The sequence below is a fragment of the Streptomyces sp. HUAS MS02 genome (genome assembly GCF_055702265.1).
In genome coordinates this window covers 5,065,805-5,089,175 of the sequence record NZ_CM146747.1, presented here as the reverse complement: position 1 = coordinate 5,089,175, position 23,371 = coordinate 5,065,805, and the positions used below count along the sequence as shown (strand labels likewise).

The window sequence follows — 23,371 nt, the reverse complement described above, 5'->3', positions numbered from 1 at the left end:
GAAAACATCCCCCGTGCACCCCAGCGCCCGCTCCCGCCCCACGGACACCCCGCGTGTCCGGGGCAGGCGGTACGCGCGGCGCAGGGTCTGGCTGAGGGTGCTCGCGCTCACCATCGTCCTGCTCGTCCCCACCGAACACGCCGCCACCCACGCCGCTCCCTCCCTCCCGCTCACGCTGTCGAGCGAACTCCCCGCCGCCGAGTGCGACCTGCTCGAGAGCGCCCCCCGGCCCCAGAACCGCCACGCGCCCCGCCCGGTCGCCCCACCGCGCTCGGCCCCGGTCAGGTCCCCCCGCCCCTCGCCGACGCCCCCGCCCGGCCACCACCTCCACCCCGCCCCACCCTGGCCCGGGCACACGTACCCCCTCCACGCCCTGCGCTCCGTGGTCCTGCGCTGCTGAGCGAGCCCCCGGCTCACTCGACCCACAGACCACACCCCAAGCACAGGACAGGAGACCCCCATGCCCGCAGACCCCTACACGGTCGTTCGCGCGCTCCTTCAGGCAGAGGCCCATCGCAGCGCCCCTGCCCCCGCCCGCGCCCCCGAGCCGGAATCCGAACGGACATCCGAACACTCCCGGGTCGGCGACACCGACAAGCAGCCGCGGCGGGACCCGAACCACGGCTGACCCGACGCCGATCCCTCAACTCACCCAGGTGAAGCGCCCTGTACCCCACCAGCTCCAGGGCGTTCACCCTCCACGCGCACCGGAACCCGGCCGACATACGGGCGATCCCGGCGAAGCCAGGAAGAACCGCGGATGGGCGGCCCACGAGCGCGGAGAATTCCCGACGCCCCGCACAGCGCCCCCTTCGCGCCCCCAAATGGCCCCACCGCGCGCCCATGACCACCACCGAACCCCCACAGAATTACCCTTTTGCCCCACTTCGCGGCGCCTTTTCGGGGGTCGCACTCCGTCGCCATGGCTGCGCCCGGAACGTCTGGACCGGTAGGCTTTCCGTGTGATCTTCAAGCGCATCGGAAACGGCCGGCCGTACCCCGACCACGGCCGGGAAAGCACCCGGCAGTGGGCGGACGTCGCGCCGCGCCCGGTCCGCCTCGATCAGCTCGTGACGACCAAGGGGCAGTTGGACCTGGAGACCCTCCTCGCCGAGGACTCCACCTTCTACGGCGACCTCTTCGCGCACGTGGTGAAGTGGCAGGGCGATCTGTACCTGGAGGACGGCCTCCACCGCGCGGTCCGCGCCGCCCTCCAACAACGCCAGGTCCTGCACGCACGCGTCCTCGAACTGGACTAGCCGCCCTCCACGGCCGGGCGGCCCCTCACCCGCGCCCGCCCGAACCGCCCGGTGGCCTGACCGCCCGGTGGCCTGACCGCCCGTCAGCCCACCGGCCTTCGGCCCCACCACCCGTCGGCCCCACCACCCGTCGGCCCATCGGCGTGTAACCCCGCCGCCCATCGGTCCGTCGGCCTTTGACCCACCGGCCTTTGACCCCATCGGCCCGTTGGCCCTTTCGGGTTGGACTGCAGCGCGGTGAATGATCATCTAGTAGGCATCGCCGCCCAACGGCACTACGCTGCGCCCATGAGCATGCTGACTCCTCCCGGCATGGGCGGCCAGTACCGGATCACGGGGGACAAGTACCCGAGGCTGCGCCGGCCCAGGAGGCGCCGCAGGCTCGTCCTCGCGGTCGTCGCGTCCACGGCCGCGCTCGGCCTCGTCGGCTGGGGAACCCTGCAGCTCATCGACGTCTTCACGGGCGACGAGGACCAGGCCGCGGCGGCCGGCCCCAAGGCCGACTGCGCGACCCGGGTGAGCCCGTCCCCGAAGGCGAGCGGATCGGCCGGGAAGTCCGGCAAGGCCGACAGGGGCACGGCCGACAGGGCCGACAAGCCCGGCGCGTCGGTGAACGGCTTCCCCGCGCCCGGCAAGATCACCGTCAACGTCCTCAACGCCACGCCCCGCGCGGGCCTCGCCAAGGACACCGCCGACGAGTTGAAGAAGCGCGGCTTCCGCATCGGCAACGTGGGGAACGCGACGAAGGAGTACGACAAGAAGGTCAAGGGCGCCGCGCTCCTGCTCGGCGCGAAGGCCGCCGAGGACGCGGCGCTGCCCGTTCTCAACACCCAGCTCACCGGTGCCCAGCTGAAGACCGACGGCCGCACGAAGGCCACCGAGGTGGACCTGATCATCGGTACCGGCTTCAAGGCCCTCAGCAAGCAGAAGGACGCCGACAAGGCGCTGGCCGATCTGACCAGCCCCGAGCCGACGCCCACCACGACGAGGACCTGCTGAGGCGGAACCCCGCTCCGGCTACTCGGCGGCGCCGTACAGCCGGTCGCCCGCGTCTCCCAGGCCCGGCACGATGTAGCCGTGCTCGTTGAGGCGCTCGTCGACCGCGGCCGTCACGACCGTCACGGGGGCGCCGGCCAGCTCGCGCTCCATGACCTCGACGCCCTCGGGGGCGGCGAGGAGCACCACGGCGGTCACGTCGTCGGCGCCGCGGGCGATCAGCTCACGGATCGCGGCGACGAGGGTGCCGCCGGTCGCGAGCATGGGGTCGAGGACGTACACCTGGCGCCCGGAGAGGTCCTCCGGCATGCGGGTGGCGTACGTGGAGGCCTCCAGCGTCTCCTCGTTGCGGATCATGCCCAGGAAGCCCACCTCGGCGGTCGGCAGCAGCCGGACCATGCCGTCGAGCATGCCGAGGCCGGCCCGCAGGATCGGCACGACGAGCGGGCGCGGGTGGGAGAGCTTGACGCCGGTGGTCGCGGCGACCGGCGTCGTGATGTCGACGAGCTCGGTGCGCACGTCCCGCGTGGCCTCGTAGGCGAGCAGGGTGACCAGTTCGTCGGCGAGACGACGGAAGGTCGGGGAGTCGGTGCGCTGGTCGCGCAGCGTGGTGAGCTTGTGAGCGACCAGAGGGTGGTCGACGACATGGAGACGCATGTCCACAACAGTAACCGGGGCGGCATGCGCGAGCGCCCCCGCACGGTCCGCCCTTCCCGATGGCATCAAACCCGCCGTCGGAGGGAAAGTGGGATGAACAGAGCGGCGCCCGAACGAGCCGAGGCCCGACGTTCGCCCACTCCGGAACCGCCGCCGATCAGCAGCCGACGGCCGAGCGGGGGCACATGACCGACAAGCCAGCACGAACGGCGGGCGGGACCGCGCGGACCAGGGGCGGACCGGCCGAGGCACCCCGCGGGCGCGGGCAGGCGTCGGACCGTGCGACCCAGGGGGTTGAGGAGATGGCGGGAGCGGCCGAGCGCACACGAGAAAGCACGCGCGAGAGCACACGCGAGACCGGCTCGGAGAGCGACGCGGCGCGACGGCGACGGCGGGCGCAGTTCCTGCGGGAGCTGACGGAGGCGCGGGAGCTGCGCGACCGCGTCCAGCCCCGCCGCGCCAAGGCCGCGCGCCTGCGCCACGCCATGCGCATGCGCACGTTCCGCTGGTGACCCCGGGGCGCCCCGCCCTCCGGGCCCTTCCTCCGTCCCTCGCCCCGCCCCACCCGCCGTCTCCGGCCCTCCGCGGACGCGCCCATGGGGGCCCATGCGCCGGGTTCGTGGGGTCTGTGTGGGGCGTTCACGGGGTGGTCGTGCATATGCGGCCAGGAACTGCGCGTACGATCCGCTGGTGGCGGCAACAGGTACGCAGGTGAACGGCGGACCCACCGGCGATCAAAAGAGCCGGACACAGGGAGCCGAAGACGTCCCCTGTGCGCTCTGTTTCTGCCACGATTCCGAGTGGGTGGGGCTCGGACCGCAAGCCTCCCCACCCACAACCTCCGCCGGGGGGACCCCCGACCGGCACACCTATGACCAGTGGGAGAGTCACGGTGTACTTCGCCGCACTGCTCGCGCGCACCGAAGACGGGTGGGAAGCGAGCGACACAGAGCTCGACGATGTGGAAACCCTGTCGGATCTGGCCGACCTGGCCCGTGAAGCCTCGCCCGACGACGACACGGTGCTGGTGCTCATCGAGCAGGAGGACGCGTGGTTCGGCGTCGTCCGCATCGATGGCGAGGACGACCCTCGTATCTACGTGTCGGACGCCGCCGCCGCTGCCCGCAGCAGCTACGGCGAGATCCTGCTCACCGACGAACTGCTCGGGAGGGAGCCCGGCGACATCGACGCCGACCTGGAATCCCTCGACCTGGACGGGACGGAGGACGGCGAGCCGGACGACGATGACGACGACACGAGCACCGAGGCCGTTCCGCACAGCCCCGTAGGCGACACCGAGATCCTCGACGACCTGGGCGTGAGCGAGAAGGAGCTGCGCGCTCTCGACGCCGACGACGCCCTCAGCTCGATCGCCGAGGCCCTCGGAGCGTCGGAAGTCCTGGAGACGGTCCGCTGACTCCGCCGTACCCGCCGGGGGACTTCCCCCGGTGACCGAGGCAACCGGCTCCACCGGAGCGACGGGCGCCACCGGCTCGACGGGCGCGACTGGCTCGACCGGAGCGACCGGCGCCGCCGGAGGGGCTGGCGCGAGCGGCGCGGACGCATCGGCCGGGATCGATCCCGTGCGCGACCCGTGGCGGGCCGCGATGCGCCTCGCCCTGGTCGAGGCGAGGCGGGCCGCCGAGGGCGGTGACGTCCCGGTCGGCGCGGTCGTCCTGGCCCCGGACGGCACGACCGTACTGGCCGCCGGACACAACGAACGCGAAGCGACCGGCGACCCCACCGCGCACGCGGAGGTGCTCGCCGTCCGCCGCGCCGCCGTGGCTTTGAGAGATTCAGCGGCGCGAAGCGCCTCCGGCAAGGGTGGTGGCGGGAGACGGGCGGGCGAATGGCGGCTCACCGGCTGCACCCTCGTCGTCACCCTCGAACCCTGCACGATGTGCGCGGGCGCCCTGGTGCAGTCGAGGGTCGACCGCGTCGTCTACGGGGCGCGCGACGAGAAGGCCGGAGCCGCCGGCTCCCTCTGGGACGTCGTACGCGACCGTCGTCTCAACCACCGCCCCGAGGTCGTCGAGGGGGTCCTCGCCGACGACTGCGCCCGTCTTCTCACCGACTTCTTCCGCACCCGCTGAGCCCCGCCGGCACCGGGCTCCGCCCCCGCCCGATACCGATTTCAAAGCACGCCCCACCTTGCTGTAAGGTCTCCCTCGGTAGCGTGTCCGAGCGGCCGAAGGAGCTCGCCTCGAAAGCGAGTGTGGCGCAAGTCACCGAGGGTTCAAATCCCTCCGCTACCGCTGGAGAAGGGCCCCGTCGTCAGACGGGGCCCTTCCTGCGTTCCACGGCTCCGCAGCCTCTCCTGCGAACGCATGATCGGGTTACACTCGCCGCCGACAAAGAGGGACCCATGGGGCCCACAGGGCACAAGGCGGGGGAGGCCGCGGTGGCGGTACAGGGGAAGAAGATCGCACTGTACGTGCTTGTGGTCTTCGTGGCCTACGTGATCATCACAGACCCGGAAAACGCCGCCGACTACGTCCAGATAGGGTTCGAGGGCATCTCCAACGCCGCCCAGGCCATCGGCGACTTCTTCACCTGGATCGCCGACGGGGCCCAGTAGACCCCGGGTCCCGGGCCGCCGCTGCCCAGCACCTCGTACGACCACTCCGGAGCACCCATGATCCGCCACCTGGTCCTCTTCAAGCTCAACGAGGGCGTCGAGCGCGACGACCCGCGGGTCGTGAAGGGTGTGGACGCGTTCCGCGCGCTCGACGGCAGGATCGGCGAGATCCGCTTCTGGGAGCTGGGCTGGAACGTCAGCGACCGCCCCATCGCCTACGACTTCGCGATCAACTCCGCGTTCGACGACGCGGACGCGCTGCGGACGTACGTCGAGCACCCGGACCACCAGGCGGGCGTGGCGCTGTGGCACGAGTTCTCGACGTGGATCATCGCCGACTACGAGTTCTGAGCCGCACCCCCTCGCGCTGAGCCGCACCCGCCCGCGCTGAGCCGCACCTTCCCGTTCTCAGCCTCAGCCGCACCCGCTTCCGCGGTCCGCCTCCGCCCCTCCCCAGCGCCTTTCCGGCGTTCGTTCCTCACGTCTTCTCCGCCCCGTGCTCCCGCAGCGCGGGGCTTTTTTCTCAACACGGCGATATGTGGTGCTTGATCACAGTGCACATGTCTTGTGATGCTATGACCGCTTTTGACGGTTGAGTTGATGGATGAAGAGGTGGCGTTGACCGTGTCGGCCAGTACTGCGCCTCCCCAGGAAGACGTCCCCGCTCCCGATGCCGCACCGGCCCAGGTCACCAGCCAGGCCACGGCCCCCGCCCCGGAGAAACGTCGCGGCGCCGACACCCGGGCCCTCACCCAGGTCCTGTTCGGCGAGCTGAAGCATCTGGCGCCGGGCACTCCGGAGCACAACCGCGTGCGCGGGGCGCTCATCGAGGCGAACCTCCCGCTCGTGCGCTACGCGGCCGCCCGTTTCCGCTCCCGCAACGAGCCCATGGAGGACGTGGTCCAGGTCGGCACCATCGGACTGATCAACGCGATCGACCGCTTCGACCCCGACCGCGGCGTGCAGTTCCCGACCTTCGCCATGCCGACCGTCGTCGGGGAGATCAAGCGGTACTTCCGCGACAACGTCCGCACGGTCCACGTCCCGCGTCGGCTGCACGAGCTGTGGGTCCAGGTGAACAGCGCGACCGAGGATCTCACCACCGCCTTCGGCCGCACCCCCTCCACCGCGGAGATCGCCGAGCGGTTGCGCATCAGCGAGGAGGAGGTCCTGTCCTGCATCGAGGCGGGCCGCTCGTACCACGCGACCTCGCTGGAGGCAGCGCAGGAGGGCGACGGGCTGCCGGGACTGCTCGACCGGCTCGGCTACGAGGACCCCGAACTCGACGGGGTCGAACACCGTGACCTCGTACGGCACCTCCTCGTCCAACTCCCCGAACGCGAGCAGCGGATCCTGCTGCTCCGCTACTACAGCAACCTCACGCAGTCGCAGATCAGCGCCGAACTGGGGGTCTCCCAGATGCATGTGTCGCGGCTGCTGGCGCGGAGCTTCGCACGGCTGCGGTCGGCCAACCGGATCGAGGTGTAGCGCTCCGCGGTGTAGCGCCCCGCCCGGCCGTCGGGCGCCTGCTCGCCGGCCGGGTTCATGGCCATCTGCGGGTGCGCGATGGGTCGGGGGCCGGTCGCTCCTTCACCGCACCCCTGACAGGGCATTCGCGCGTGACCCTCGGTAACAAGGAACCGTCCACACCTTCCCGGATGGACCATGGGGCACGCGGGGCGCACGATGGCAGGCGGGGCGCACAGAATCGGCCAGCGGTACACGTGCGCAGGCCATGGGCGTGACCGAATGCGCTGTCGAGATATCACCGGTGAGAGCGAATCGCTCTTTGATGCTCTTTCAGGTCGATCTGCACTGAAACACCATCAGAACGCCTCTTTCCAGGGCCTATTCACCCTCTCCATGTCGACATGTCACTACATCGCGTTGCCGACGTGTGACATTCTTCCCCCAGCGCGTTTGCCGTGGCCTCGCCGCCGGTATTCAGGTGGAGGCTGCGTTCCTTACGACGGGAGCGTCCGCCGCGACCGTCCGCGACCCAAAGGGGGTGGCATGTCCGCAGACCAGGGCAGCTCGAAGGTGCTCACGCTCGCCAAGAGCGAAACCGCGCCCGACGCTATCCAGGCCCCTCAGGACCTTCAGGCGCTCGAGGGCCTTCCCGGTCCCCAGGCTCCGCCGGCGTCTGAGTTCCCGGCCTTGTCGGCCTCGGCGAACATCGACACCCGCACCCTGTCCCGCTCCCTGTTCCTGCGGCTCGCCGCGTTGGACGAGAACAGCCCCGAGCGCGCCTACGTCCGGGACACCCTGATCGAGCTCAACCTCCCGCTGGTGCGTTACGCCGCCGCACGTTTCCGGTCGCGCAACGAACCGATGGAGGACATCGTCCAGGTCGGCACAATCGGCCTGATCAAGGCGATCGACCGCTTCGACTGCGAACGGGGCGTGGAGTTCCCGACGTTCGCGATGCCGACGGTCGTGGGCGAGATCAAGCGCTTCTTCCGCGACACGTCATGGTCGGTCCGGGTGCCGCGGCGGCTGCAGGAGCTGCGGCTGGCGCTCACCAAGGCCAGTGACGAGCTCTCGCAGAAGCTCGACCGCTCGCCGACGGTCACCGAACTCGCCGCGGTCCTGGGCGTCTCGGAGGAGGACGTGGTCGACGGCCTCGCCGTCGGCAACGCGTACACGGCGTCCTCGCTCGACTCCCCGGCGCCCGAGGACGACGGCGGCGAGGGCTCCCTCGCGGACCGCCTCGGCTACGAGGACACGGCGCTGGAGGGCGTGGAGTACCGGGAGTCCCTGAAGCCGCTGCTGGCCAAGCTGCCGCCGCGCGAGCGCCGGATCATCATGCTCCGGTTCTTCGCGAACATGACGCAGTCCCAGATCGGCGAAGAGGTCGGCATCTCCCAGATGCACGTCTCCCGGCTCCTGACCCGGACCCTGGCTCAGCTCCGTGAGGGCCTGATCTCCGACTGAGGCCGCATCGGCCACGCGTTGACACGTGACCGCCGGGTTGCCGAGCTCCACGGCAACCCGGCGGTCAGCGCGTCCGCGGGGCGCCTACTCGACGGCCGGTGCCTACTCGGCTACCGGGGGCGCCTGATTGCCTGCCGGGTGCGGTGTGGTGCGGTGCGCTGGTGGGTGGCGGGTGCGGGTGGTTCGTGGTTGCTCGCGCAGTTCCCCGCGCCCCCAAGAGACCAAGACCAAGACCTGCCGGCCTGAGGGACGGCGAGGCTGCGGCCGATGAAAGACGCCGGGGCCGCGGCCGATGAAAAGCACGGGGCGCAGCCCCTGCTTTTCAGGGGCGCGGGGAACTGCGCGAGAAGCCCCACCGGGCCCGCGGCCGCCAACGCACCGCACCCGGCAGCCGGGTAGGCACCGGCAGCCGAGTAGGCACAGGCAGCCCACCTGACGGCCTCACACCAGCGCGAGCCACACCACCGCGGCCACCACCGCCACCGCCGCGATCACACCGACGATCACACCGACCCGCGGCCCGGACGACCCGGTCGCGGCGACCTGTCGGCCCCCCGCCGGCGTCTCGTCGACGAAGGCGCGGAACATCTGCGTGCTCCCCGCGGGGTCGTAGTTGCCCTGGGGGTTCTGGTTGTCGGCCATGGCCCGAGACCTTAGCGAATCCGGCAGGACGCGCCCAAGCGGGGTTGTCCGCCCGGGAGACCCCGAACGTTCCCCTTTGCCAAGACTTGGGCCGCGCGAACCCCGATTCCATTTGCCTGTAGCAACCATCCAGTCCTATGGTTGCCCTAAGCAACAAAGCGGGAGGGACTCCATGGCCGGGCAAGCGCACTACGAGGAGCTGGCCCGTCAGCTCAGCGCCATCGGGGCCGTCAACCGGGAGATCGCACGGATGCTGCCGTACGAGTGCCCCGGCGGATCGGCGGGAGTCCTGAAGCTGCTGGGCCGGCACGGCGAGATGCGGATGAGCAGGCTCGCCGAGCTGCTCTCCGTCGACATGTCGGTGACCAGCCGACACGTCGCGCACGTCGCCGAGCGGGGCTGGATCGAACGCCTCCCCGACCCGGCGGACAAACGCTCACGCATCCTGTGCCTGACCCCCGAGGGCCGGGACGTGGTCACCGAGCTGTACCGGCGCACCAGCCGACTGATGGCCGCCCGGCTGAGCGACTGGTCCGACGACGAGGTCGGACAACTGACCCGGCTCCTGGCCCGGCTGCGGGAGAGCTTCGACGCCCCCGCGCCGGCCCGGACGCCGACCCCGCCGGCCGCACCGACCCCGCCGACCCGCACGTCCGTATAGCGGCCTAGTTCGCCGAGAGCGACCGAGTTCGGCCGGGAACGCGGGCGACCCGAACGTCCACGTCGCGGCGGCCACCCCACAACCCGTACACCCGCAAAGACCCGTAGGAAAAGGAAGCCCCATGGCAACGACCACACCAGCCGGTGTGCGGGCTCACGCCAAGCACGGTGGAGGACCCGCCAAGGGTGCCCCCCACAGCGGTGGCGACCACGCCCCGATGACCCACCGGCAGATCATGGAAGCGCTGACCGGGCTGCTGCTCGGCATGTTCGTGGCGATCCTGTCGTCGACGATCGTGTCGAACGCGCTGCCGGACATCATCAAGGACCTCGGCGGCGGCCAGAGCGCGTACACCTGGGTGGTGACCGCGTCGCTGCTGGCGATGACCGCGTCCACCCCGCTGTGGGGCAAGCTCGCCGACCTGTTCTCCAAGAAGCTGCTGATCCAGCTCGCGCTCGTGATCTTCGTGCTGGGATCGGCCGCCGCCGGACTCTCGCAGAACGCCGGGATGCTCATCGGGTTCCGCGCGGTCCAGGGCATCGGCATGGGCGGGCTCTCCTCGCTGGCCCAGATCATCCTCGCGGCGATGATCTCCCCGCGTGAGCGCGGCCGGTACAACGGCTACCTCGGCGCCACCTTCGCCACCGCCATGGTCGGCGGTCCGCTGGTCGGCGGTGTCATCACCGACACGAGCTGGCTCGGCTGGCGCTGGTGCTTCTACGTCGGTGTCCCCTTCGCCGTCATCGCCCTGATCGTGCTCCAGCGGACGCTGCACCTGCCGGTCGTCAGGCGCAAGGCCAAGGTCGACTGGGCCGGCGCGTTCCTCATCACCGCCGCGGTCTGCCTGCTGCTGATCTGGGTGACCTTCGCCGGTGACAAGTACGACTGGGTGTCGTGGCAGACGTACACGATGGTCGGCGGCACGATTCTGCTGCTGGGGCTCTTCCTCCTCGTCGAGGCGAAGGCGAGCGAGCCGATCGTCCCGCTGCGGCTGTTCCGCAACCGGACGATCACCCTGGCCTCGTTGGCCTCGCTCTTCGTCGGCGTCGCGATGTTCTCCGGCACCATCTTCTTCAGCCAGTACTTCCAGCTGGCCCGCGACAAGTCCCCGACCATGTCCGGCGTCCTGACCATCCCGATGATCGCCGGTCTGTTCGTCTCCTCGACCGTCTCCGGACTGGTCATCACCCGCACCGGCCGCTGGAAGGCCTGGCTGCTCGCCGGCAGTGTGCTGGTCACCGCGGGCCTCGGCCTGCTGGGCACCCTCCGCCACGACACCCCGTACTGGCACGTGGCGATCTTCATGGCGCTGCTCGGGCTCGGCGTCGGCATGATGATGCAGAACCTGGTGCTGTGCACGCAGAACCAGGTCGCCCCGAGCGACCTCGGCGCCGCCAGCTCGGTCGTCACCTTCTTCCGCTCCCTCGGCGGCGCGATCGGCGTCTCGGCGCTGGGCGCGGTGCTGAGCCACCGGATCACGCACTACGCCGAGGAGGGCCTCGCCAAGCTCGGGGTCTCCGGCTCGGGCTCGGGCCACGGTGAGATCCCCGACCTGGACGCGCTGCCCGCACCGATCCGCGCGGTCATCGAGAGCGCCTACGGCCACGGCATCGGAGACGTCTTCCTCTACGCCGCCCCCTTCGCCGTCCTCGCGCTCGTCTTCTCCCTCTTCATCAAGGAGGTCCCGCTGCGGACCACCGGAGCGCTCGCCCAGGCAGCCCAGGCGGCCCAGGCGTCCGACGCGGCCCGGCCGACCGAGGCGCTCCCGGCCGAGACTCCGGCCACGGTGTCCACCGGCTCGGCCACGGCCGAGGCACCCCGGGCGGCGGCAACGGCCTCGACCGAAGTCGCCCCGGTCACGGGCGCCGGCAGCGGTGCCGGCGGCGGTACCGGCAGCGGCATCCCCGTACGGGGGCAGGTCCGCGGCGCCGAGGGCGTGCCCGTGCCGCGGGCCGCCGTCACCCTGATCTCGCTCGGCGGGCGGCAGCTCGGCCGTTCGGTCGCGGGGGCCGGCGGGGCCTACTCGGTGGACGCGCCCGCCGCCGGGTCGTACGTCCTGATCGCGGCCGCCGACGGGTTCCAGCCGCAGGCGTCCACGGTCGTCGTGAACGACGAGCCGGTCGCGTACGACATCCTGCTCAGCGGGACCAGCGGGCTGAGCGGCGTGGTGCGGGCCGCCGGGGCCGGACAGGGCGTGCAGGACGCCATGGTCGTCGTGACCGATGTGCGTGGCGACGTGCTGGCCAGTGGAGTCACCGGTGAGCAGGGCGAGTTCGGCTTCGGCGAGCTGGTGCCGGGCGGGGTGACCGTCGCGGTGAACGCCGCCGGGTTCCGCCCGCGTGCCCTGCCCGTCGAGGTCGGCGGCACCGGGATCACCCGGATCGAGATCGACCTGGAGGCCGGGGCCCGGCTCCAGGGGGTCGTACGGGCAGCGGGCGGGGTGCTGGCCGACGCCCGCGTGACCATCGTCGACGCGGCGGGCAACGTGGTAGGCACGGCCACCACCGGCGCGGACGGGGCGTACGCCTTCGCCGACCTGGACAGCGGCGAGTACACGGTCATCGCGACCGGTTACCCGCCCGTGGCCACGGCCCTGACGGTCAGCGGCCCCGGCGTCGACGGCCACGACATCGAACTCGCGCACCCCGGCGAGTAGTTCGGGCCTCCGAGTTCTCGTGCCTCCGAGTTCTCGGGCTTTCGGGCCTTCGGGCAGATGACAGTTGAACCACCGGCCGGTGGAGCCTCCCCCCGCTCCACCGGCCGGTCGCATGCTGAGGAGTTGACGGACATGGAACCGGCAGGGCAGGCAGGGCGGACAGAACAGGTGGGCCCGGCCGGACCGGCAGGGCCCACCGGGCGGGCCGGGCTGACCGCGAGGATTCGTACCCGGGACGGCTGGGCCGTGTCGCACGCGGTCGTCACCGTGACGGACATGACCGGGACGCAGGTGCTGCGCGCCGAGGCGGACGCCGAAGGGGTCGTGCACGACCCCACGCCGCTCGCGCCGGGCGCGTACACGGTGATCGTGACGGCGGTCGGCTACACGCCGATGGCCTCCAGCGCCCTGGTGACCGCGACCGGAGGGGCGGAGGTCGGTACGGTCACGCTGACCCGGCTGGGTGGTACGGAACTGCCGCCGCCCGGGCCCTGGACCGTCGACCCCGCCCACTCCTCCGTCGCCGCCGTGGCCCGGCACCTCGGGATTTCCAGCGTGCACGGCCGCTTCACCGACTTCTCGGCCTCCGTCGAGATCGCCCCGACCCCCGACGAGGGGACCAAGTCCCGGGTGGAGGCGGTGATCCGGGCCGCCTCGATCGACACGGGGAACGCGACCCGGGACCAGCACCTGCGCTCCCCGGACTTCCTCGACGTCGAACGGCACCCCGAGATCACCTATGTCTCGACCGGCCTCACGCCCGTCGGCCCGGACCGGTGGACCGTCCACGGCGAGCTGAGCATGCGCGGGATCGTACGGCCGGTCGACCTGGACCTGGCCTACCTGGGCACCGGCGCGGACCCGTGGGGCGGCACCCGCGCCGCGTTCCGGGCCACCGCCGAACTCCGCCGTGCGGACTTCGCCATGAACTACAACCAGGTGGTGCAGGCGGGAATCGCGGCGATCGGCACGACGCTGAGGGTCGAGCTGGACGTACAGGCGGTGCAGGGCGGCGCGTAGCGTGCCCTGCGGGGGCGCGGGCTGTATCGATGTGCGGCTCCGCCGCGTGGGCGCGAACAGCCCCAACGCACCCGCACCGGCAGCCGCACCCGCACCCGCACCCGCACCCGCCGAACCGCAGTCCCCCCAAGCTATTAGGCGCCCTCGGCCCTACGCTGAGCGCATGGCACGGAACATCGCGACCAACACGTCGGTCTCCCTCGAAGAACTGCTCGACTTCGTACGCCCCCGGCACCGGGCGCTCCTGCTCACCCGGCGGTCCGACGGCGGCCCTCAGGCCTCCCCGCTGACCTGCGGTGTCGACGACTCGGGCCGGATCGTGGTCTCCACGTACCCCGAGCGGGCCAAGACCCGGAACGCCAAGCGGGACGAGCGCGTGAGCGTCGTCGTGCTGAGCGACGACTGGGACGGCCCCTGGGTACAGATCGACGGCACGGCCGAGGTCATCGACTCGCCGGACTCGGTCGAGCCCCTGGTGGAGTACTTCCGCAACATCTCGGGCGAGCACCCGGACTGGGACGAGTACCGCGAGGCGATGATCAAGCAGGGCAAGTCGATCATCCGGATCACCCCGGTGAGGTGGGGACCGGTGGCCACCGGCGGCTTCCCGGCACGGCTGGCGCGGTAGCGCCCTCGTCGCCGTCCTCGACGAGGGCGCCTCTCACCCCCTCGTCGCCGTCCGCGATGACAGCTGAGCGCTTCTCAACCCCTCGTCGCCATCACCTCGATGCCGGCGACGAGGGTGTCCAGGGCGTAGCCGAAGTCGCGTTCGCGCATCTCCTCGACGGTCTCGCCGCCGCGGGCCTCCATGAGGTCGGCGGAGTGCTGGATGACCTCATGGGGTGCGAGGGAGTCGGACACCGCGCGCATGGCCTCGCGGAAGTACTCCTCCTGGGTCATCCCGGCCGTGGCGGAGCGCTGCGCGAAGTGGCCCTCGATGGTGCCGAAGCCGTACACGAACTGGAAGACCGCCGCGATGGCACCGGCCTGGCCGCGCGCCGGCAGCCCGGTGCGGCGGATCACGCGCTGCACGGCGAGCGAGAAGTCCAGCGCGCGCGGGCCGATGTTGAGGAAGGTGCCCGCGAGGGGCGACACCCAGGGGTGGCGGACCAGGACCGCCCGGTACTCTCCGGCCAGCGTGCGCAGTTGGTCCCGCCAGTCCTCGTCGGAGCCGGGCGGGGGCAGCCGCATCTCGTCGAAGACCTGGTCGAGGGCAAGTTCCAGCAGGTCGTCCTTGGTGTCCACGTACCAGTAGACCGACATCGCCGTCACGTGCAGCTCGGCCGCCAGCCGCCGCATCGAGAACTTGGCGAGCCCCTCGGCGTCCAGCAGCCGCACGGCCGTCACGGTGATCCGCTCCCGGTCCAGCCCCGAGGGCTGTCCGCCCCGTCCGCCCCGCGCCTTCTCGTCCAGCCACACACTGGCCCGCGCGGAACCTCCGGACCGACCGGCTCCCTTCACCATGACGCACCTTCCGAGAACGGCTTCCTCTGTTTCTCCGCCGGTGACGATGCTAGGCGGATGCCGCACTGGGAAGGGCCACGCGCCCTTTCAGGGAGCGTGGTAGGGCCGCGCGCGGCACGCCCTCCAGGGGCGCGGGGAACTGCGCGAGCAACCACGCACAACCCGAAGCCCCCCGACAGCAGGGCCCCCCGCCCTATGAGGCGCCCACCAACTCCCGCTCCCCCTTCTCCGCCCTGCGCAGCAGCCCCGCCGCCACCAACCCCCCGAGCAGCACAGCCACCGCCCCCACCACCAGACTCGTCTCCACTCCGGAGGAGAACGCCGACACCACCGCCGCCCGCTCAGCAGCCGTGTCCGCCCCCGCCAACGCCGCCGGCAGCGACGCCGCCGCCACCGAAACCAGCGCCGCGAACCGCGAGTTGAGCACGGCCCCCAGCACCGCCACGCCCAGCCCCGTGCCGAACTCCGCGAGCGTGCCGTTGATCCCGGCGCCCACCCCGGCCTTGGCCGGCGGGATCGCGCTCATGATCGCGTGCGCCATCGCGGGGTTGGCGACCGCGCAGCCCACCCCGATCAGCACCAGCCCGAGCAGTGTCCCGGCGTAACCGCCGGAGGCCATCGTGGCGATGGAGACCAGCCCGCTCGCCATCAGCACCATCCCCAGCGCGATGGACGTCGGCGTCCCGAGCCTCGCCGTCCACTTCGCCGACAGCCCCGAGAAGTTGAGGACGACGACGACCAGGGCGAGCGGCGCGGTCCGCAGCCCCGCCTCCAACGCGTCGTAGCCGAGCACGAACTGCAGATGCTGGGTGAGGAGGAAGAGCGCGCCTCCCATGCCGAAGGTGATGAGGACGGCCCCGGCGACGGCACCCGTGAAGCGGCGGTCGCGGAAGAACTGGAGGTCCAGCATGGGGTACGGGATACGGCTCTCCCAGTACGCGAACGCCACCAGGACGACTGCGGCGACGGCGGCCGTGGCGAGTACGCGGCCCGAGGTCCAGCCGTGTTCGGGGCCCGAGATGATCGCGTAGACGAGGGCGGTCATTCCGACGGTCGACAGCAGCGCGCCCAGCAGGTCCGGCCGGTCGCCCTGCGGATTCTTCGACTCGGGGACCAGCGCGATCACGGCCACCACGCCGAGCGCGGCGACCGGCAGGTTGATCAGGAAGATGGCGCCCCACCAGAAGTGACCGAGCATGAAGCCGCCGAGGAGGGGGCCGGCCGCGAAGCCGAGCGCGTTGACCGCCGCCCAGATGCCGATCGCCCTCGGCTGCTCCTCGGGCGTGAAGATCTGCATGGCGACGGCGAGGGTCGCGGTCAGCAGCAGCGCGCCGCCGACACCCATCCCGGCCCGTGCGGCGATCAACTGCCCTGTGGAATGGGCGAGTCCGGCCACGAGCGAGCCGATGCCGAACAGCACCAGACCCGCGATCAGCATCTTCTTGCGGCCATAGCGGTCGGCCGCGCTGCCGGCGGTGAGCAGCAGGCCCGACTGCACCAGCGAGTAGGCGTTGATCATCCATTGGATGTCCGAGGTGGCCGCCCCCAACTCCGCGGTGAGCGACGGGATCGCCACGTTCAGCACGGTGTTGTCCAGCAGCACGGTCAGCTGCGCGAGACAGATGACACCGAGGATGAGCCAGCGCTGTGGGTGCCCCTGGGGGGAGGGGGCGGTGGGGGCGGTGGGGGTCGACATGCTGTACACCGTAGAACAGTTCTTATACGGCGTACAACGCGGTGCGGACGCGGTTTCAGGTGGCGCACGAAAGGCCTGGTGGGGCCGTACGAAAGGCCTGGTGGGGGTGGAGGAGAGACCTGGTGGGGGCGGAGGAAAAAGGGTGGTGGCCCGAGGTTCGTCCGCACCCCGGGCCACCACCCCGCTCGTGTCGCGGCCTTGGCCTTGGCCTACTTCGCCTGCGTGAGGTCGTAGAACGTCGTGCCGTCGACCGTCACCGACTCGAAGTTCTCCTGGACCCAGGAGCTGATCTGCGAGGAGGTGCCGTCGCTGCCGCCGCCCATGCGGCCGCCCGAGCCACCGGCGATAAAGTAGTGGATCTTGCCGTCCGCCACGTACTTCTTGAACTCCGCGAGGGTCGGGGACGGGTCGGTGCCGTTGAAGCCGCCGATCGACATGACGGGGTCGCCGGTGGAGAGCTGGTAGCTCGCCGCGTTCTGGGCGCCGATGGCGGCGGCCGCCCAGGTGTAGTCCCCCGCGTTCTTCTCCAGCAACTCCTTGGCCTCGTCGCTGACGGAAGTGCCGTTGATCAGGCCGCCCATGCCGCCACCGCCGCCGCCGGCCGTGCGACCGCCGTCACCGTCCTGCGTCTGGCCGTTGCCCTGGCCCTGCTGCCCCTGCTGCCCCTGCTGGTTCTGCTGCCCTTGACCCTGCTGGTTGTTCTGGCCGCCGCCGAAGCCGCCGGTCGGGGGCTGGCCCATCTGACCGTTGCCCTGTTGGTTGTTCTGACCCGGCATTCCGCCACCGCCACCACCGGGACCACCGCCCCCACCGGGACCGCCGCCCATGCCGCCGGGGCCACCGCCCATGCCCCCGCGGGTCGACGGTCCGGCCGTCACGATCGAACCGGTGTGCCCCTCGTTGAGGGTGGTGAGGGTGTACGCCGTCGGGCCCGCCACCGCCGTGACGAGGCTCAGCCCGACGACCGCCAGGGCCAGCCGCCGCCCGAGCCTGGCCACGAAGACCAGCCCGAGCGCGGCGACCAGACCGCCGACGAGCACGACCCACTTCAGCCAGGGCAGGTACTCGGAGGAGCGGTTGAGGAGGACGTAACCCCAGACGGCCGTGGCCGTCATGGCGGCGGCCAGCGTGATCGACGCCCAGAACTTGTCCCGCCGGTCCCAGAGCAGCGCCGCGCCCATGCCGATCAGCGGCGCGATGTAGGGGGCGAGAGCCACCGTGTAGTACTCGTGGAAGATGCCCTGCATGAAGCTGAAGACCACCATGGTGATCAGCAGCGAGCCGCCCCAGAGGAGGAAGGCCGCACGGGTCGTGTCCGCGCGCTTCAGCTTCCGCGTGGCCCAGATCGCGGCGCCGAGGAGGATCAGCGCGGCCGGGATCAGCCAGGAGATCTGACCGCCGATGGAGGAGTTGAACATCCGGTCCCAACCGGTCTCGCCCCAGTTGCCGCCACCGCCGCCTCCTCCACCACCTACGCTGCCGGTCTCCTCGCCGTTGAGACGGCCGAGACCGTTGTAGCCGAAGGTCAGTTCGAGGAAGGAGTTGTTCTGCGAGCCGCCGATGTACGGGCGGGAGGACGCGGGCCACAACTCGACGATCGCGACCCACCAGCCGCCGGCCACGACCATCGCGAGCCCGGCGAGCAGCACCTGGCTGACCCGCTTCTTCACCGAAGCCGGTGCGAGGACGACGTACACGAGCGCGAGGACCGGCAGGATCAGGAACGCCTGCAACGTCTTGACCAGGAAGGCGAGGCCGATGGCGACACCCGCCCAGACCAGCCACTTCGTCTGCGCCTTCTCCATCGCGCGCAGCGTGCAGTAGACCGCCGCGGCCATCAACAGCGCGAGCGCCGCGTCCGGGTTGTTGAAGCGGAACATCAGCGCGGCGACCGGCGTGAGCGCGAACACGGCCATGGTGACGAAGCCGGCCGTGGCGTTGAAGCGACGGCGTACGGCCGCCCACAGCACCCCGGCGGTGGCGACGGCCATCAGGACCTGCGGGAACAGGATCGCGAAGGAGTTCAGGCCGAACAGCCGCACCGACAGCGCCATCGGCCAGAGGGAGGCCGGGGGCTTGTCGACGGTGATCGCGTTGGCGGAGTCCAGCGAGCCGAAGAAGAAGGCCTTCCAGGACTGGCTGCCCGCCTGTACGGCCGCCGAGTAGAAGGAGTTGGCGTATCCGGAGGCCGTGAGGTTCCAGGTGTAGAGCCCGCCGATGAGCAGGAGGGCGAGGAGGAAGCCGGGGCGGATCCAGCGGTGGTCCTCGGGCCTGCCTCTCCACAGGCGCTTCGCGAAGGGCTGCCCGGGCTCGCCCGCGCCCGGGGCCGGGGGCTCGGCGGGTGTCTCCGGAACAACCGGTTCCTGTACGGCGGTCGGGGTGGGCGGCGGTCCCCAGTCTGGGCCGGGACCGGGGGCGGGGGCGCGACCGGGACCGCCCGGCCGGCTCGTCGTCTCGAACTGCGCGGTCATCGTGCGTTCCTCGAATCCTGATCGTGCGGGCCCACCGGCCGCATCTGCACGGTCGGCTCCCCCCAGGTGCGGTCCGCGGCTTCTCCGGCGCGGAACGGGGTCGTGGGGTACGGGGTCGTGGGGTACGGGGTCGTGGTGTGCGTCGGCTGGAACCGGTCCGGATGGCCGTACGGCTCCGGCTGGTACGGAACCGGGTGGTGCGAGGCGACGACGGTCGGGCCCTCGACACGGGAGCCGTCGACACGGGAACCGTCGACGAACGAGCCGTCGACGAACGACCCGTCACGCCGGTCCGGGAACACCCACGCCCGGAAGAGCAGGAACCGCAGCACCGTCGCCGCGAGGTTGGCCGCGACGAGGACCGCCAGTTCCGTGGAGTGCGCGGGGTCGGAGGTCGCCGCGTTCAGCGCGGCGAGCGAGCCGCTGGTGAGGGCCAGTCCGATGCCGAACACCACCAGCCCCTGCGCCTGGTGCTTGATGACACCACCGCGGCCCCGGACGCCGAAGGTCAGCCGTCGGTTGGCGGCCGTGTTGGCGATCGCCGACACCAGCAGGGCGAGCGCGTTGGCGATCTGCGCCCCGGAGAGGGCCCGGAAGCCGCTGTAGAGGAGCAGGTAGAACAGGGTGGAGAGGCCACCCACCACACAGAAACCGAGGAGCTGGCGGGCGAGGCCGCGCGGCACGTCCTGGATCTCGCGGTCCCGCGGATCGTCCCCGAACGGCCGTGCGAGCCGGTCGAGCGCGAGGGACCCGGTGGCCAGCGCCTTGCCCACCCGCCAGACACCCTTGAGGTCGTCGGTGGCCGTCTTCACGATGTGGACGGTCGAGTTCGGGTCGTCGACCCAGTCCACCGGGACCTCATGGATCCTGAGCCCGGCCCGCTCCGCGAGCACCAGCATCTCGGTGTCGAAGAACCACCCGGTGTCCTCGACCAGGGGCAGCAGCGCCTGGGCGACGTCCCGGCGTATCGCCTTGAACCCGCACTGCGCGTCCGAGAACCGGGCCTGCAGCGAGCCGCGCAGGATCAGGTTGTACGCGCGGCTGATGAACTCCCGCTTGGTGCCGCGCACCACCCGCGAGGAGCGGGCGAGCCGGGAGCCGATCGCGAGGTCCGAGTGGCCGGAGATCAACGGGGCGACGAGCGGGAGCAGGGCGTTGAGGTCCGTCGACAGGTCCACGTCCATATAGGCGAGGACCGGCGCGTCGGACGCGGACCACACCGTCCGCAGGGCCCGCCCGCGTCCCTTCTGTTCCAGGCGGAAGGACGTCACCTCGGGGAGCTCCGCCGCCAGCCGTGCCGCCACCCGCGGGGTGGTGTCCGTCGACGCGTTGTCCGCGATCGTGATGCGGAACGTGTACGGGAACGTGTGCGCGAGGTGCTCGTGCAGTCTGAGCACGCACGGCCGGAGGTCCTTCTCCTCGTTGTAGACGGGGATCACTACGTCCAGGACAGGCGTACCGGCGTTTCCGGCCGGGAGGTGCTCCCGCGCCGGCAGGGTGCCGGGAGAAGAGTCGGTTCGCATGCCGACCACATTCGCGAGCCGCTCTGTTATGCCCGTGTGCTCACACTGTGGTGGGCCTGTGAGTCCGATGGTCAGGTGTCGCGCCGGTCACCGACCCGCTCCCGTCGAAGGCGCGGTCGAGTGCGCGGTCGAGTGCGCGGTCGAACCCGCCGTCGTGCTGACCGTGGTGCTCACTGTGGTGCTCGCCGTCGGACTGGACGTCGGGCTGGACGTCGGGCTGGACGTCTTCGAGCTCCCAGTTCGCCGCGTCGTCGAGCAGCGGTGCGTCGCGGCCGAGGGCCGGCAGATGCACGGTGAACACGGTCCTGCCGGGCACGCTGTCGACGGTCACGGCACCGCCGTGCGCGTCGGCGACGGCCTGCACGATGGCGAGCCCGAGTCCGGTCGAGCCGGAGACCCTGGACCGCGACGAGTCCCCGCGCGCGAACCGCTCGAACACGTGCGGCAGCAACTCCTCCGGGATGCCCTGTCCGTCGTCCTCGACGTCGACGCACATCCACGGCCCGCGCCGCTGCACGCGTGCGGTGACGGTGGTGCCGGGTGGCGTGTGCGTCCGGGCGTTGGCGAGCAGGTTGACGAGCACCTGCTGGAGCCGCGCCGCGTCCGCCGACACGAGGGCGGGGGTGTCCGGCAGGTCGAGCCGCCAGCTGTGGCTCCGCCCGGCGACGCGCGCGTCGCTGACGGTGTCCACGACGAGGGGGATGAGGTCGGTCCGCTCGAACTGCAACGGCCGTCCCGCGTCGAGCCGCGCGAGCAGCAGCAGGTCCTCGACGAGCATGGTCATCCGCCCGGACTCGGACTCGATCCGCCCGAGCGCGTGCCGGGTGTCGGGCCCGATCTCCTCCCGGCCGCGCCGGGTCAGCTCGGCGTACCCGCGGATCGACGCGAGCGGCGTCCTCAGCTCGTGACTGGCGTCGGCCACGAACTGCCGTACGCGCGTCTCGCTCTCCTGCCGTGAGTGCAGGGCGCCGTGGATGTGGTCGAGCATGCGGTTGAGCGCGGCGCCGACCTGGCCGACCTCGGTGTGCGGATCGGTCTCGGATGCCGACACCCGCTCGTTGAGGGTCACCTCACCGGTGTGCAACGGCAGCTCGGAGACCCGGGTCGCGGTGGCCGCCACCTTCCGCAGCGGCCGCAGCGCGACCCCGACGAGCACGGACCCGGCGATGCCGGCGGCGACGAGCCCGGCGCCGGTGACGCTGAGCTCCACGGCGATGAGGGTGCTGAGGGTGTTGCTGACGGACTTGGTGGGCAGGCCCACGTAGAACGCGTCACCGTCTTGGTCGGTCTCGTACGTGACCAGGTATTCGCCCTGGTCGGGCAGGCTGACCTTGTGCGTGTCGCCGTCCTTGGCGACTGTGGCGAGCGCGGCGAGGTCCGCGTCGCTCAGCGTGACGGCCTTCATGTCCGGCAGGCCGGTGGTGCTGGAGTTCGCCAGCTCGCCGACGACACCCTTGACGATGGCCCCGTCCCGCACGACGGCGCCGATCGTGTACTCCGGCGAACCGCCCTTCGTGACGAACTGGAGCTTCTCGTCCGTCGTCAAGCTGCCGGTGCCGACGGCGCCCGGCGTGCCGAGCCTCACGCCCCCCGGCCCTCTGGGCCCGTCGGTGCGCTTGGCGATGTCCTTCACCTCGGACGCCAGCTGCTGGTACAGATGCTCACTCAGCGCGAACGTCGTCACGGTTCCGATGACGGAGGCCACCACCGCGATCAACGCCACCGCGGAGACGACGAGCCGCGTACGCAGCGTGCGCGGCCTGCGCGGCGTGCGCGGCTGTCCTCGCCTCAGCCACGGCCGCGGCTGCCTCTGCTGCGTATGCGTCCGTCGTCGCCCGCTCATGACGAGGCGGGCTTGATCAGATAGCCGGCCCCACGCCGGGTGTGGATCATCGGCTCACGCCCGGCGTCGATCTTGCGCCGCAGATACGAGATGTAGAGCTCGACCACATTGGCCTGGCCACCGAAGTCGTACGACCACACGCGGTCGAGGATCTGCGCCTTGCTGAGCACGCGCCGCGGATTCCGCATGAGGAAGCGCAGCAGTTCGAACTCGGTGGCGGTGAGGTGGATGTTCGCCCCACCGCGCGACACCTCGTGGCTGTCCTCGTCGAGCATGAGGTCACCGACGACGAGCACGGAGTCGGAACGACGGTCGGCAGCACCGGACCGCCGGATCAGCCCGCGCAGTCTCGCCACGACCTCTTCGAGGCTGAACGGCTTGGTGACGTAGTCGTCGCCACCGGCGGTGAGCCCGGCGATCCGGTCCTCGACCGCGTCCTTCGCGGTCAGGAAGAGCACCGGCACGTCCGGCAGCTCACGCCGCAGCCGACCGAGGACGGTCAGCCCGTCCATGTCGGGCAACATCATGTCGAGGACGACGGCGTCGGGCCGGAAGTCCCGGGCGGTCTGGATGGCACCCGTGCCGTCCCCCGCACTCCGGATCTGCCATCCCTCATAGCGCAGGGCCATGGACAGCAGTTCGGTGATCGACAGCTCGTCGTCCACCACAAGCACTCGGACGGGGCTCCCGTCCGGCCTCAGCAGTTCGGTGCGCCCCTGGGGCGAGGTCGTGGTCATGCTGAACACCTTGTCGGGGCCCCCTGAGAACACCCTTTCCGGAACCTGTGATTTTTCTGAGAAACGCACAGGCACCTCTCAGGAACCCCCTGGGAAGATCCCCGACTTCTGGGACACCACCCCCGCCGACCAGCGGTTTTCTGATCGTCCGCACGGCGTTTCCCAGGCCGCCTCACTGGGGCCCCACAGCCGCGCGACACCAGGAACGCCCCGGGGCGGCCCCTCACTCACCCC

Annotated in this window: 23 protein-coding genes and 1 tRNA gene; 16 read left to right on the top strand and 8 right to left on the bottom strand. The window is 71.1% G+C overall.

Going from position 1 to position 23,371, the window contains the following annotated elements:
- Positions 1-13: 13 nt before the first annotated feature.
- The 4 genes from ACZ9QC_RS21825 to ACZ9QC_RS21810 all read left to right on the top strand — a co-directional run bounded on the left by ACZ9QC_RS21825 (position 14) and on the right by ACZ9QC_RS21810 (position 2,258).
- Positions 14-400 (top strand): hypothetical protein, encoded by a 387-nt coding sequence (locus tag ACZ9QC_RS21825; RefSeq protein ID WP_472914670.1) that lies wholly within the window; start codon positions 14-16, stop codon positions 398-400.
- Between the two features lie 60 nt (positions 401-460).
- Positions 461-628 carry a hypothetical protein gene (locus tag ACZ9QC_RS21820; RefSeq protein ID WP_472914669.1) on the top strand — a complete coding sequence of 56 codons (168 nt, stop codon included), beginning with the start codon at positions 461-463 and terminating at the stop codon, positions 626-628.
- 334 nt (positions 629-962) lie between these two features.
- Positions 963-1,259, top strand: a complete 297-nt coding sequence (locus tag ACZ9QC_RS21815; RefSeq protein WP_003999914.1) for a type II toxin-antitoxin system VapB family antitoxin — start codon at positions 963-965, stop codon at positions 1,257-1,259.
- A 312-nt stretch (positions 1,260-1,571) separates the two neighbouring features.
- On the top strand, positions 1,572-2,258 hold the full coding sequence (locus ACZ9QC_RS21810; RefSeq protein WP_472921757.1) for a LytR C-terminal domain-containing protein: 687 nt from the start codon (positions 1,572-1,574) through the stop codon (positions 2,256-2,258).
- Between the two features lie 18 nt (positions 2,259-2,276).
- On the opposite strand, the gene upp is transcribed toward ACZ9QC_RS21810, so the two are convergent.
- A complete protein-coding gene (gene upp / locus ACZ9QC_RS21805; protein ID WP_184892106.1) occupies positions 2,277-2,912 on the bottom strand; it encodes a uracil phosphoribosyltransferase in 636 nt (211 codons plus the stop codon).
- Between the two features lie 302 nt (positions 2,913-3,214).
- Here upp and ACZ9QC_RS21800 point away from each other — a divergent pair, with 302 nt between their 5' ends.
- From ACZ9QC_RS21800 to ACZ9QC_RS21765, 8 genes are all read left to right on the top strand, one after another.
- Entirely contained in the window at positions 3,215-3,424 is a 210-nt protein-coding gene (locus tag ACZ9QC_RS21800; RefSeq protein WP_472914668.1) for a hypothetical protein, read from the top strand.
- 380 nt (positions 3,425-3,804) lie between these two features.
- A complete protein-coding gene (locus tag ACZ9QC_RS21795; RefSeq protein ID WP_472921756.1) occupies positions 3,805-4,329 on the top strand; it encodes a tRNA adenosine deaminase-associated protein in 525 nt (174 codons plus the stop codon).
- A 190-nt stretch (positions 4,330-4,519) separates the two neighbouring features.
- Positions 4,520-5,005, top strand: coding sequence for a nucleoside deaminase (locus tag ACZ9QC_RS21790; protein WP_472921755.1), 486 nt, complete (start codon positions 4,520-4,522; stop codon positions 5,003-5,005).
- 77 nt (positions 5,006-5,082) lie between these two features.
- Positions 5,083-5,167 (top strand) — tRNA-Ser (locus ACZ9QC_RS21785).
- A gap of 110 nt (positions 5,168-5,277) precedes the next feature.
- Entirely contained in the window at positions 5,278-5,490 is a 213-nt protein-coding gene (locus tag ACZ9QC_RS21780; protein WP_472921989.1) for a hypothetical protein, read from the top strand.
- A gap of 57 nt (positions 5,491-5,547) precedes the next feature.
- Complete coding sequence (locus tag ACZ9QC_RS21775; protein ID WP_472914667.1) at positions 5,548-5,841, top strand: Dabb family protein; 294 nt, start codon at positions 5,548-5,550, stop codon at positions 5,839-5,841.
- A 249-nt stretch (positions 5,842-6,090) separates the two neighbouring features.
- Positions 6,091-6,978 (top strand): RNA polymerase sigma factor SigF, encoded by an 888-nt coding sequence (locus ACZ9QC_RS21770; RefSeq protein ID WP_472914666.1) that lies wholly within the window; start codon positions 6,091-6,093, stop codon positions 6,976-6,978.
- A 525-nt stretch (positions 6,979-7,503) separates the two neighbouring features.
- Positions 7,504-8,424: an RNA polymerase sigma factor SigF gene (locus tag ACZ9QC_RS21765; protein WP_215456774.1), complete on the top strand. Its 921-nt coding sequence runs from the start codon at positions 7,504-7,506 to the stop codon at positions 8,422-8,424.
- Between the two features lie 441 nt (positions 8,425-8,865).
- Here ACZ9QC_RS21765 and ACZ9QC_RS21760 read toward each other — a convergent pair whose 3' ends face one another.
- On the bottom strand, positions 8,866-9,066 hold the full coding sequence (locus ACZ9QC_RS21760) for a hypothetical protein (RefSeq protein WP_472914665.1): 201 nt from the start codon (positions 9,064-9,066) through the stop codon (positions 8,866-8,868).
- A 172-nt stretch (positions 9,067-9,238) separates the two neighbouring features.
- Here ACZ9QC_RS21760 and ACZ9QC_RS21755 point away from each other — a divergent pair, with 172 nt between their 5' ends.
- The 4 genes from ACZ9QC_RS21755 (at position 9,239) to ACZ9QC_RS21740 (ending at position 14,031) form a co-directional block, all read left to right on the top strand.
- On the top strand, positions 9,239-9,727 hold the full coding sequence (locus ACZ9QC_RS21755) for a MarR family winged helix-turn-helix transcriptional regulator (protein WP_472914664.1): 489 nt from the start codon (positions 9,239-9,241) through the stop codon (positions 9,725-9,727).
- A 217-nt stretch (positions 9,728-9,944) separates the two neighbouring features.
- Positions 9,945-12,383 (top strand): MFS transporter, encoded by a 2,439-nt coding sequence (locus ACZ9QC_RS21750; protein WP_472921754.1) that lies wholly within the window; start codon positions 9,945-9,947, stop codon positions 12,381-12,383.
- Between the two features lie 132 nt (positions 12,384-12,515).
- Positions 12,516-13,403 (top strand): YceI family protein, encoded by an 888-nt coding sequence (locus ACZ9QC_RS21745; RefSeq protein WP_472914663.1) that lies wholly within the window; start codon positions 12,516-12,518, stop codon positions 13,401-13,403.
- Positions 13,404-13,566: 163 nt separating this feature from the next.
- On the top strand, positions 13,567-14,031 hold the full coding sequence (locus tag ACZ9QC_RS21740) for a PPOX class F420-dependent oxidoreductase (protein WP_472914662.1): 465 nt from the start codon (positions 13,567-13,569) through the stop codon (positions 14,029-14,031).
- A gap of 74 nt (positions 14,032-14,105) precedes the next feature.
- Here the strand turns inward: ACZ9QC_RS21740 and ACZ9QC_RS21735 are convergent, their stop codons facing one another.
- The 6 genes from ACZ9QC_RS21735 to ACZ9QC_RS21710 form a co-directional block, all read right to left on the bottom strand.
- The gene (locus ACZ9QC_RS21735; protein WP_472914661.1) at positions 14,106-14,867 is read right to left on the bottom strand and encodes a TetR/AcrR family transcriptional regulator; all 762 of its coding nucleotides are present in this window, start codon (positions 14,865-14,867) and stop codon (positions 14,106-14,108) included.
- A 193-nt stretch (positions 14,868-15,060) separates the two neighbouring features.
- On the bottom strand, positions 15,061-16,563 hold the full coding sequence (locus ACZ9QC_RS21730; RefSeq protein WP_472914660.1) for an MFS transporter: 1,503 nt from the start codon (positions 16,561-16,563) through the stop codon (positions 15,061-15,063).
- A gap of 209 nt (positions 16,564-16,772) precedes the next feature.
- Positions 16,773-19,034, bottom strand: coding sequence for an ArnT family glycosyltransferase (locus ACZ9QC_RS21725; protein ID WP_472914659.1), 2,262 nt, complete (start codon positions 19,032-19,034; stop codon positions 16,773-16,775).
- Positions 19,031-20,557: a bifunctional glycosyltransferase family 2/GtrA family protein gene (locus ACZ9QC_RS21720; protein ID WP_472914658.1), complete on the bottom strand. Its 1,527-nt coding sequence runs from the start codon at positions 20,555-20,557 to the stop codon at positions 19,031-19,033. Before ACZ9QC_RS21720 ends, ACZ9QC_RS21725 begins: the two co-directional genes overlap by 4 nt.
- Positions 20,558-20,597: 40 nt before the next feature.
- Positions 20,598-22,400 carry a sensor histidine kinase gene (locus ACZ9QC_RS21715; protein WP_472914657.1) on the bottom strand — a complete coding sequence of 601 codons (1,803 nt, stop codon included), beginning with the start codon at positions 22,398-22,400 and terminating at the stop codon, positions 20,598-20,600.
- Positions 22,397-23,137, bottom strand: a complete 741-nt coding sequence (locus tag ACZ9QC_RS21710) for a response regulator transcription factor (protein ID WP_193241596.1) — start codon at positions 23,135-23,137, stop codon at positions 22,397-22,399. The genes ACZ9QC_RS21715 and ACZ9QC_RS21710 overlap by 4 nt, the downstream gene beginning before the upstream one ends.
- Positions 23,138-23,371: the final 234 nt, after the last annotated feature.

What these genes read in the sequence shown, in the direction of transcription:
- upp (WP_184892106.1), bottom strand. Translation starts at nt 2,912, where the DNA reads ATGCGTCTCCATGTCGTCGACCACCCTCTGGTCGCTCACAAGCTCACC.
- ACZ9QC_RS21790 (WP_472921755.1), top strand. Translation starts at nt 4,520, where the DNA reads ATGCGCCTCGCCCTGGTCGAGGCGAGGCGGGCCGCCGAGGGCGGTGAC.
- ACZ9QC_RS21780 (WP_472921989.1), top strand. Translation starts at nt 5,278, where the DNA reads ATGGGGCCCACAGGGCACAAGGCGGGGGAGGCCGCGGTGGCGGTACAG.
- ACZ9QC_RS21820 (WP_472914669.1), top strand. Translation starts at nt 461, where the DNA reads ATGCCCGCAGACCCCTACACGGTCGTTCGCGCGCTCCTTCAGGCAGAG.
- ACZ9QC_RS21740 (WP_472914662.1), top strand. Translation starts at nt 13,567, where the DNA reads ATGGCACGGAACATCGCGACCAACACGTCGGTCTCCCTCGAAGAACTG.
- ACZ9QC_RS21725 (WP_472914659.1), bottom strand. Translation starts at nt 19,034, where the DNA reads ATGACCGCGCAGTTCGAGACGACGAGCCGGCCGGGCGGTCCCGGTCGC.
- ACZ9QC_RS21770 (WP_472914666.1), top strand. Translation starts at nt 6,091, where the DNA reads ATGGATGAAGAGGTGGCGTTGACCGTGTCGGCCAGTACTGCGCCTCCC.
- ACZ9QC_RS21765 (WP_215456774.1), top strand. Translation starts at nt 7,504, where the DNA reads ATGTCCGCAGACCAGGGCAGCTCGAAGGTGCTCACGCTCGCCAAGAGC.
- ACZ9QC_RS21735 (WP_472914661.1), bottom strand. Translation starts at nt 14,867, where the DNA reads ATGGTGAAGGGAGCCGGTCGGTCCGGAGGTTCCGCGCGGGCCAGTGTG.
- ACZ9QC_RS21715 (WP_472914657.1), bottom strand. Translation starts at nt 22,400, where the DNA reads ATGAGCGGGCGACGACGGACGCATACGCAGCAGAGGCAGCCGCGGCCG.
- ACZ9QC_RS21810 (WP_472921757.1), top strand. Translation starts at nt 1,572, where the DNA reads ATGGGCGGCCAGTACCGGATCACGGGGGACAAGTACCCGAGGCTGCGC.
- ACZ9QC_RS21760 (WP_472914665.1), bottom strand. Translation starts at nt 9,066, where the DNA reads ATGGCCGACAACCAGAACCCCCAGGGCAACTACGACCCCGCGGGGAGC.
- ACZ9QC_RS21720 (WP_472914658.1), bottom strand. Translation starts at nt 20,557, where the DNA reads ATGCGAACCGACTCTTCTCCCGGCACCCTGCCGGCGCGGGAGCACCTC.
- ACZ9QC_RS21745 (WP_472914663.1), top strand. Translation starts at nt 12,516, where the DNA reads ATGGAACCGGCAGGGCAGGCAGGGCGGACAGAACAGGTGGGCCCGGCC.
- ACZ9QC_RS21750 (WP_472921754.1), top strand. Translation starts at nt 9,945, where the DNA reads ATGACCCACCGGCAGATCATGGAAGCGCTGACCGGGCTGCTGCTCGGC.
- ACZ9QC_RS21800 (WP_472914668.1), top strand. Translation starts at nt 3,215, where the DNA reads ATGGCGGGAGCGGCCGAGCGCACACGAGAAAGCACGCGCGAGAGCACA.
- ACZ9QC_RS21710 (WP_193241596.1), bottom strand. Translation starts at nt 23,137, where the DNA reads ATGACCACGACCTCGCCCCAGGGGCGCACCGAACTGCTGAGGCCGGAC.
- ACZ9QC_RS21730 (WP_472914660.1), bottom strand. Translation starts at nt 16,563, where the DNA reads ATGTCGACCCCCACCGCCCCCACCGCCCCCTCCCCCCAGGGGCACCCA.
- ACZ9QC_RS21775 (WP_472914667.1), top strand. Translation starts at nt 5,548, where the DNA reads ATGATCCGCCACCTGGTCCTCTTCAAGCTCAACGAGGGCGTCGAGCGC.
- ACZ9QC_RS21755 (WP_472914664.1), top strand. Translation starts at nt 9,239, where the DNA reads ATGGCCGGGCAAGCGCACTACGAGGAGCTGGCCCGTCAGCTCAGCGCC.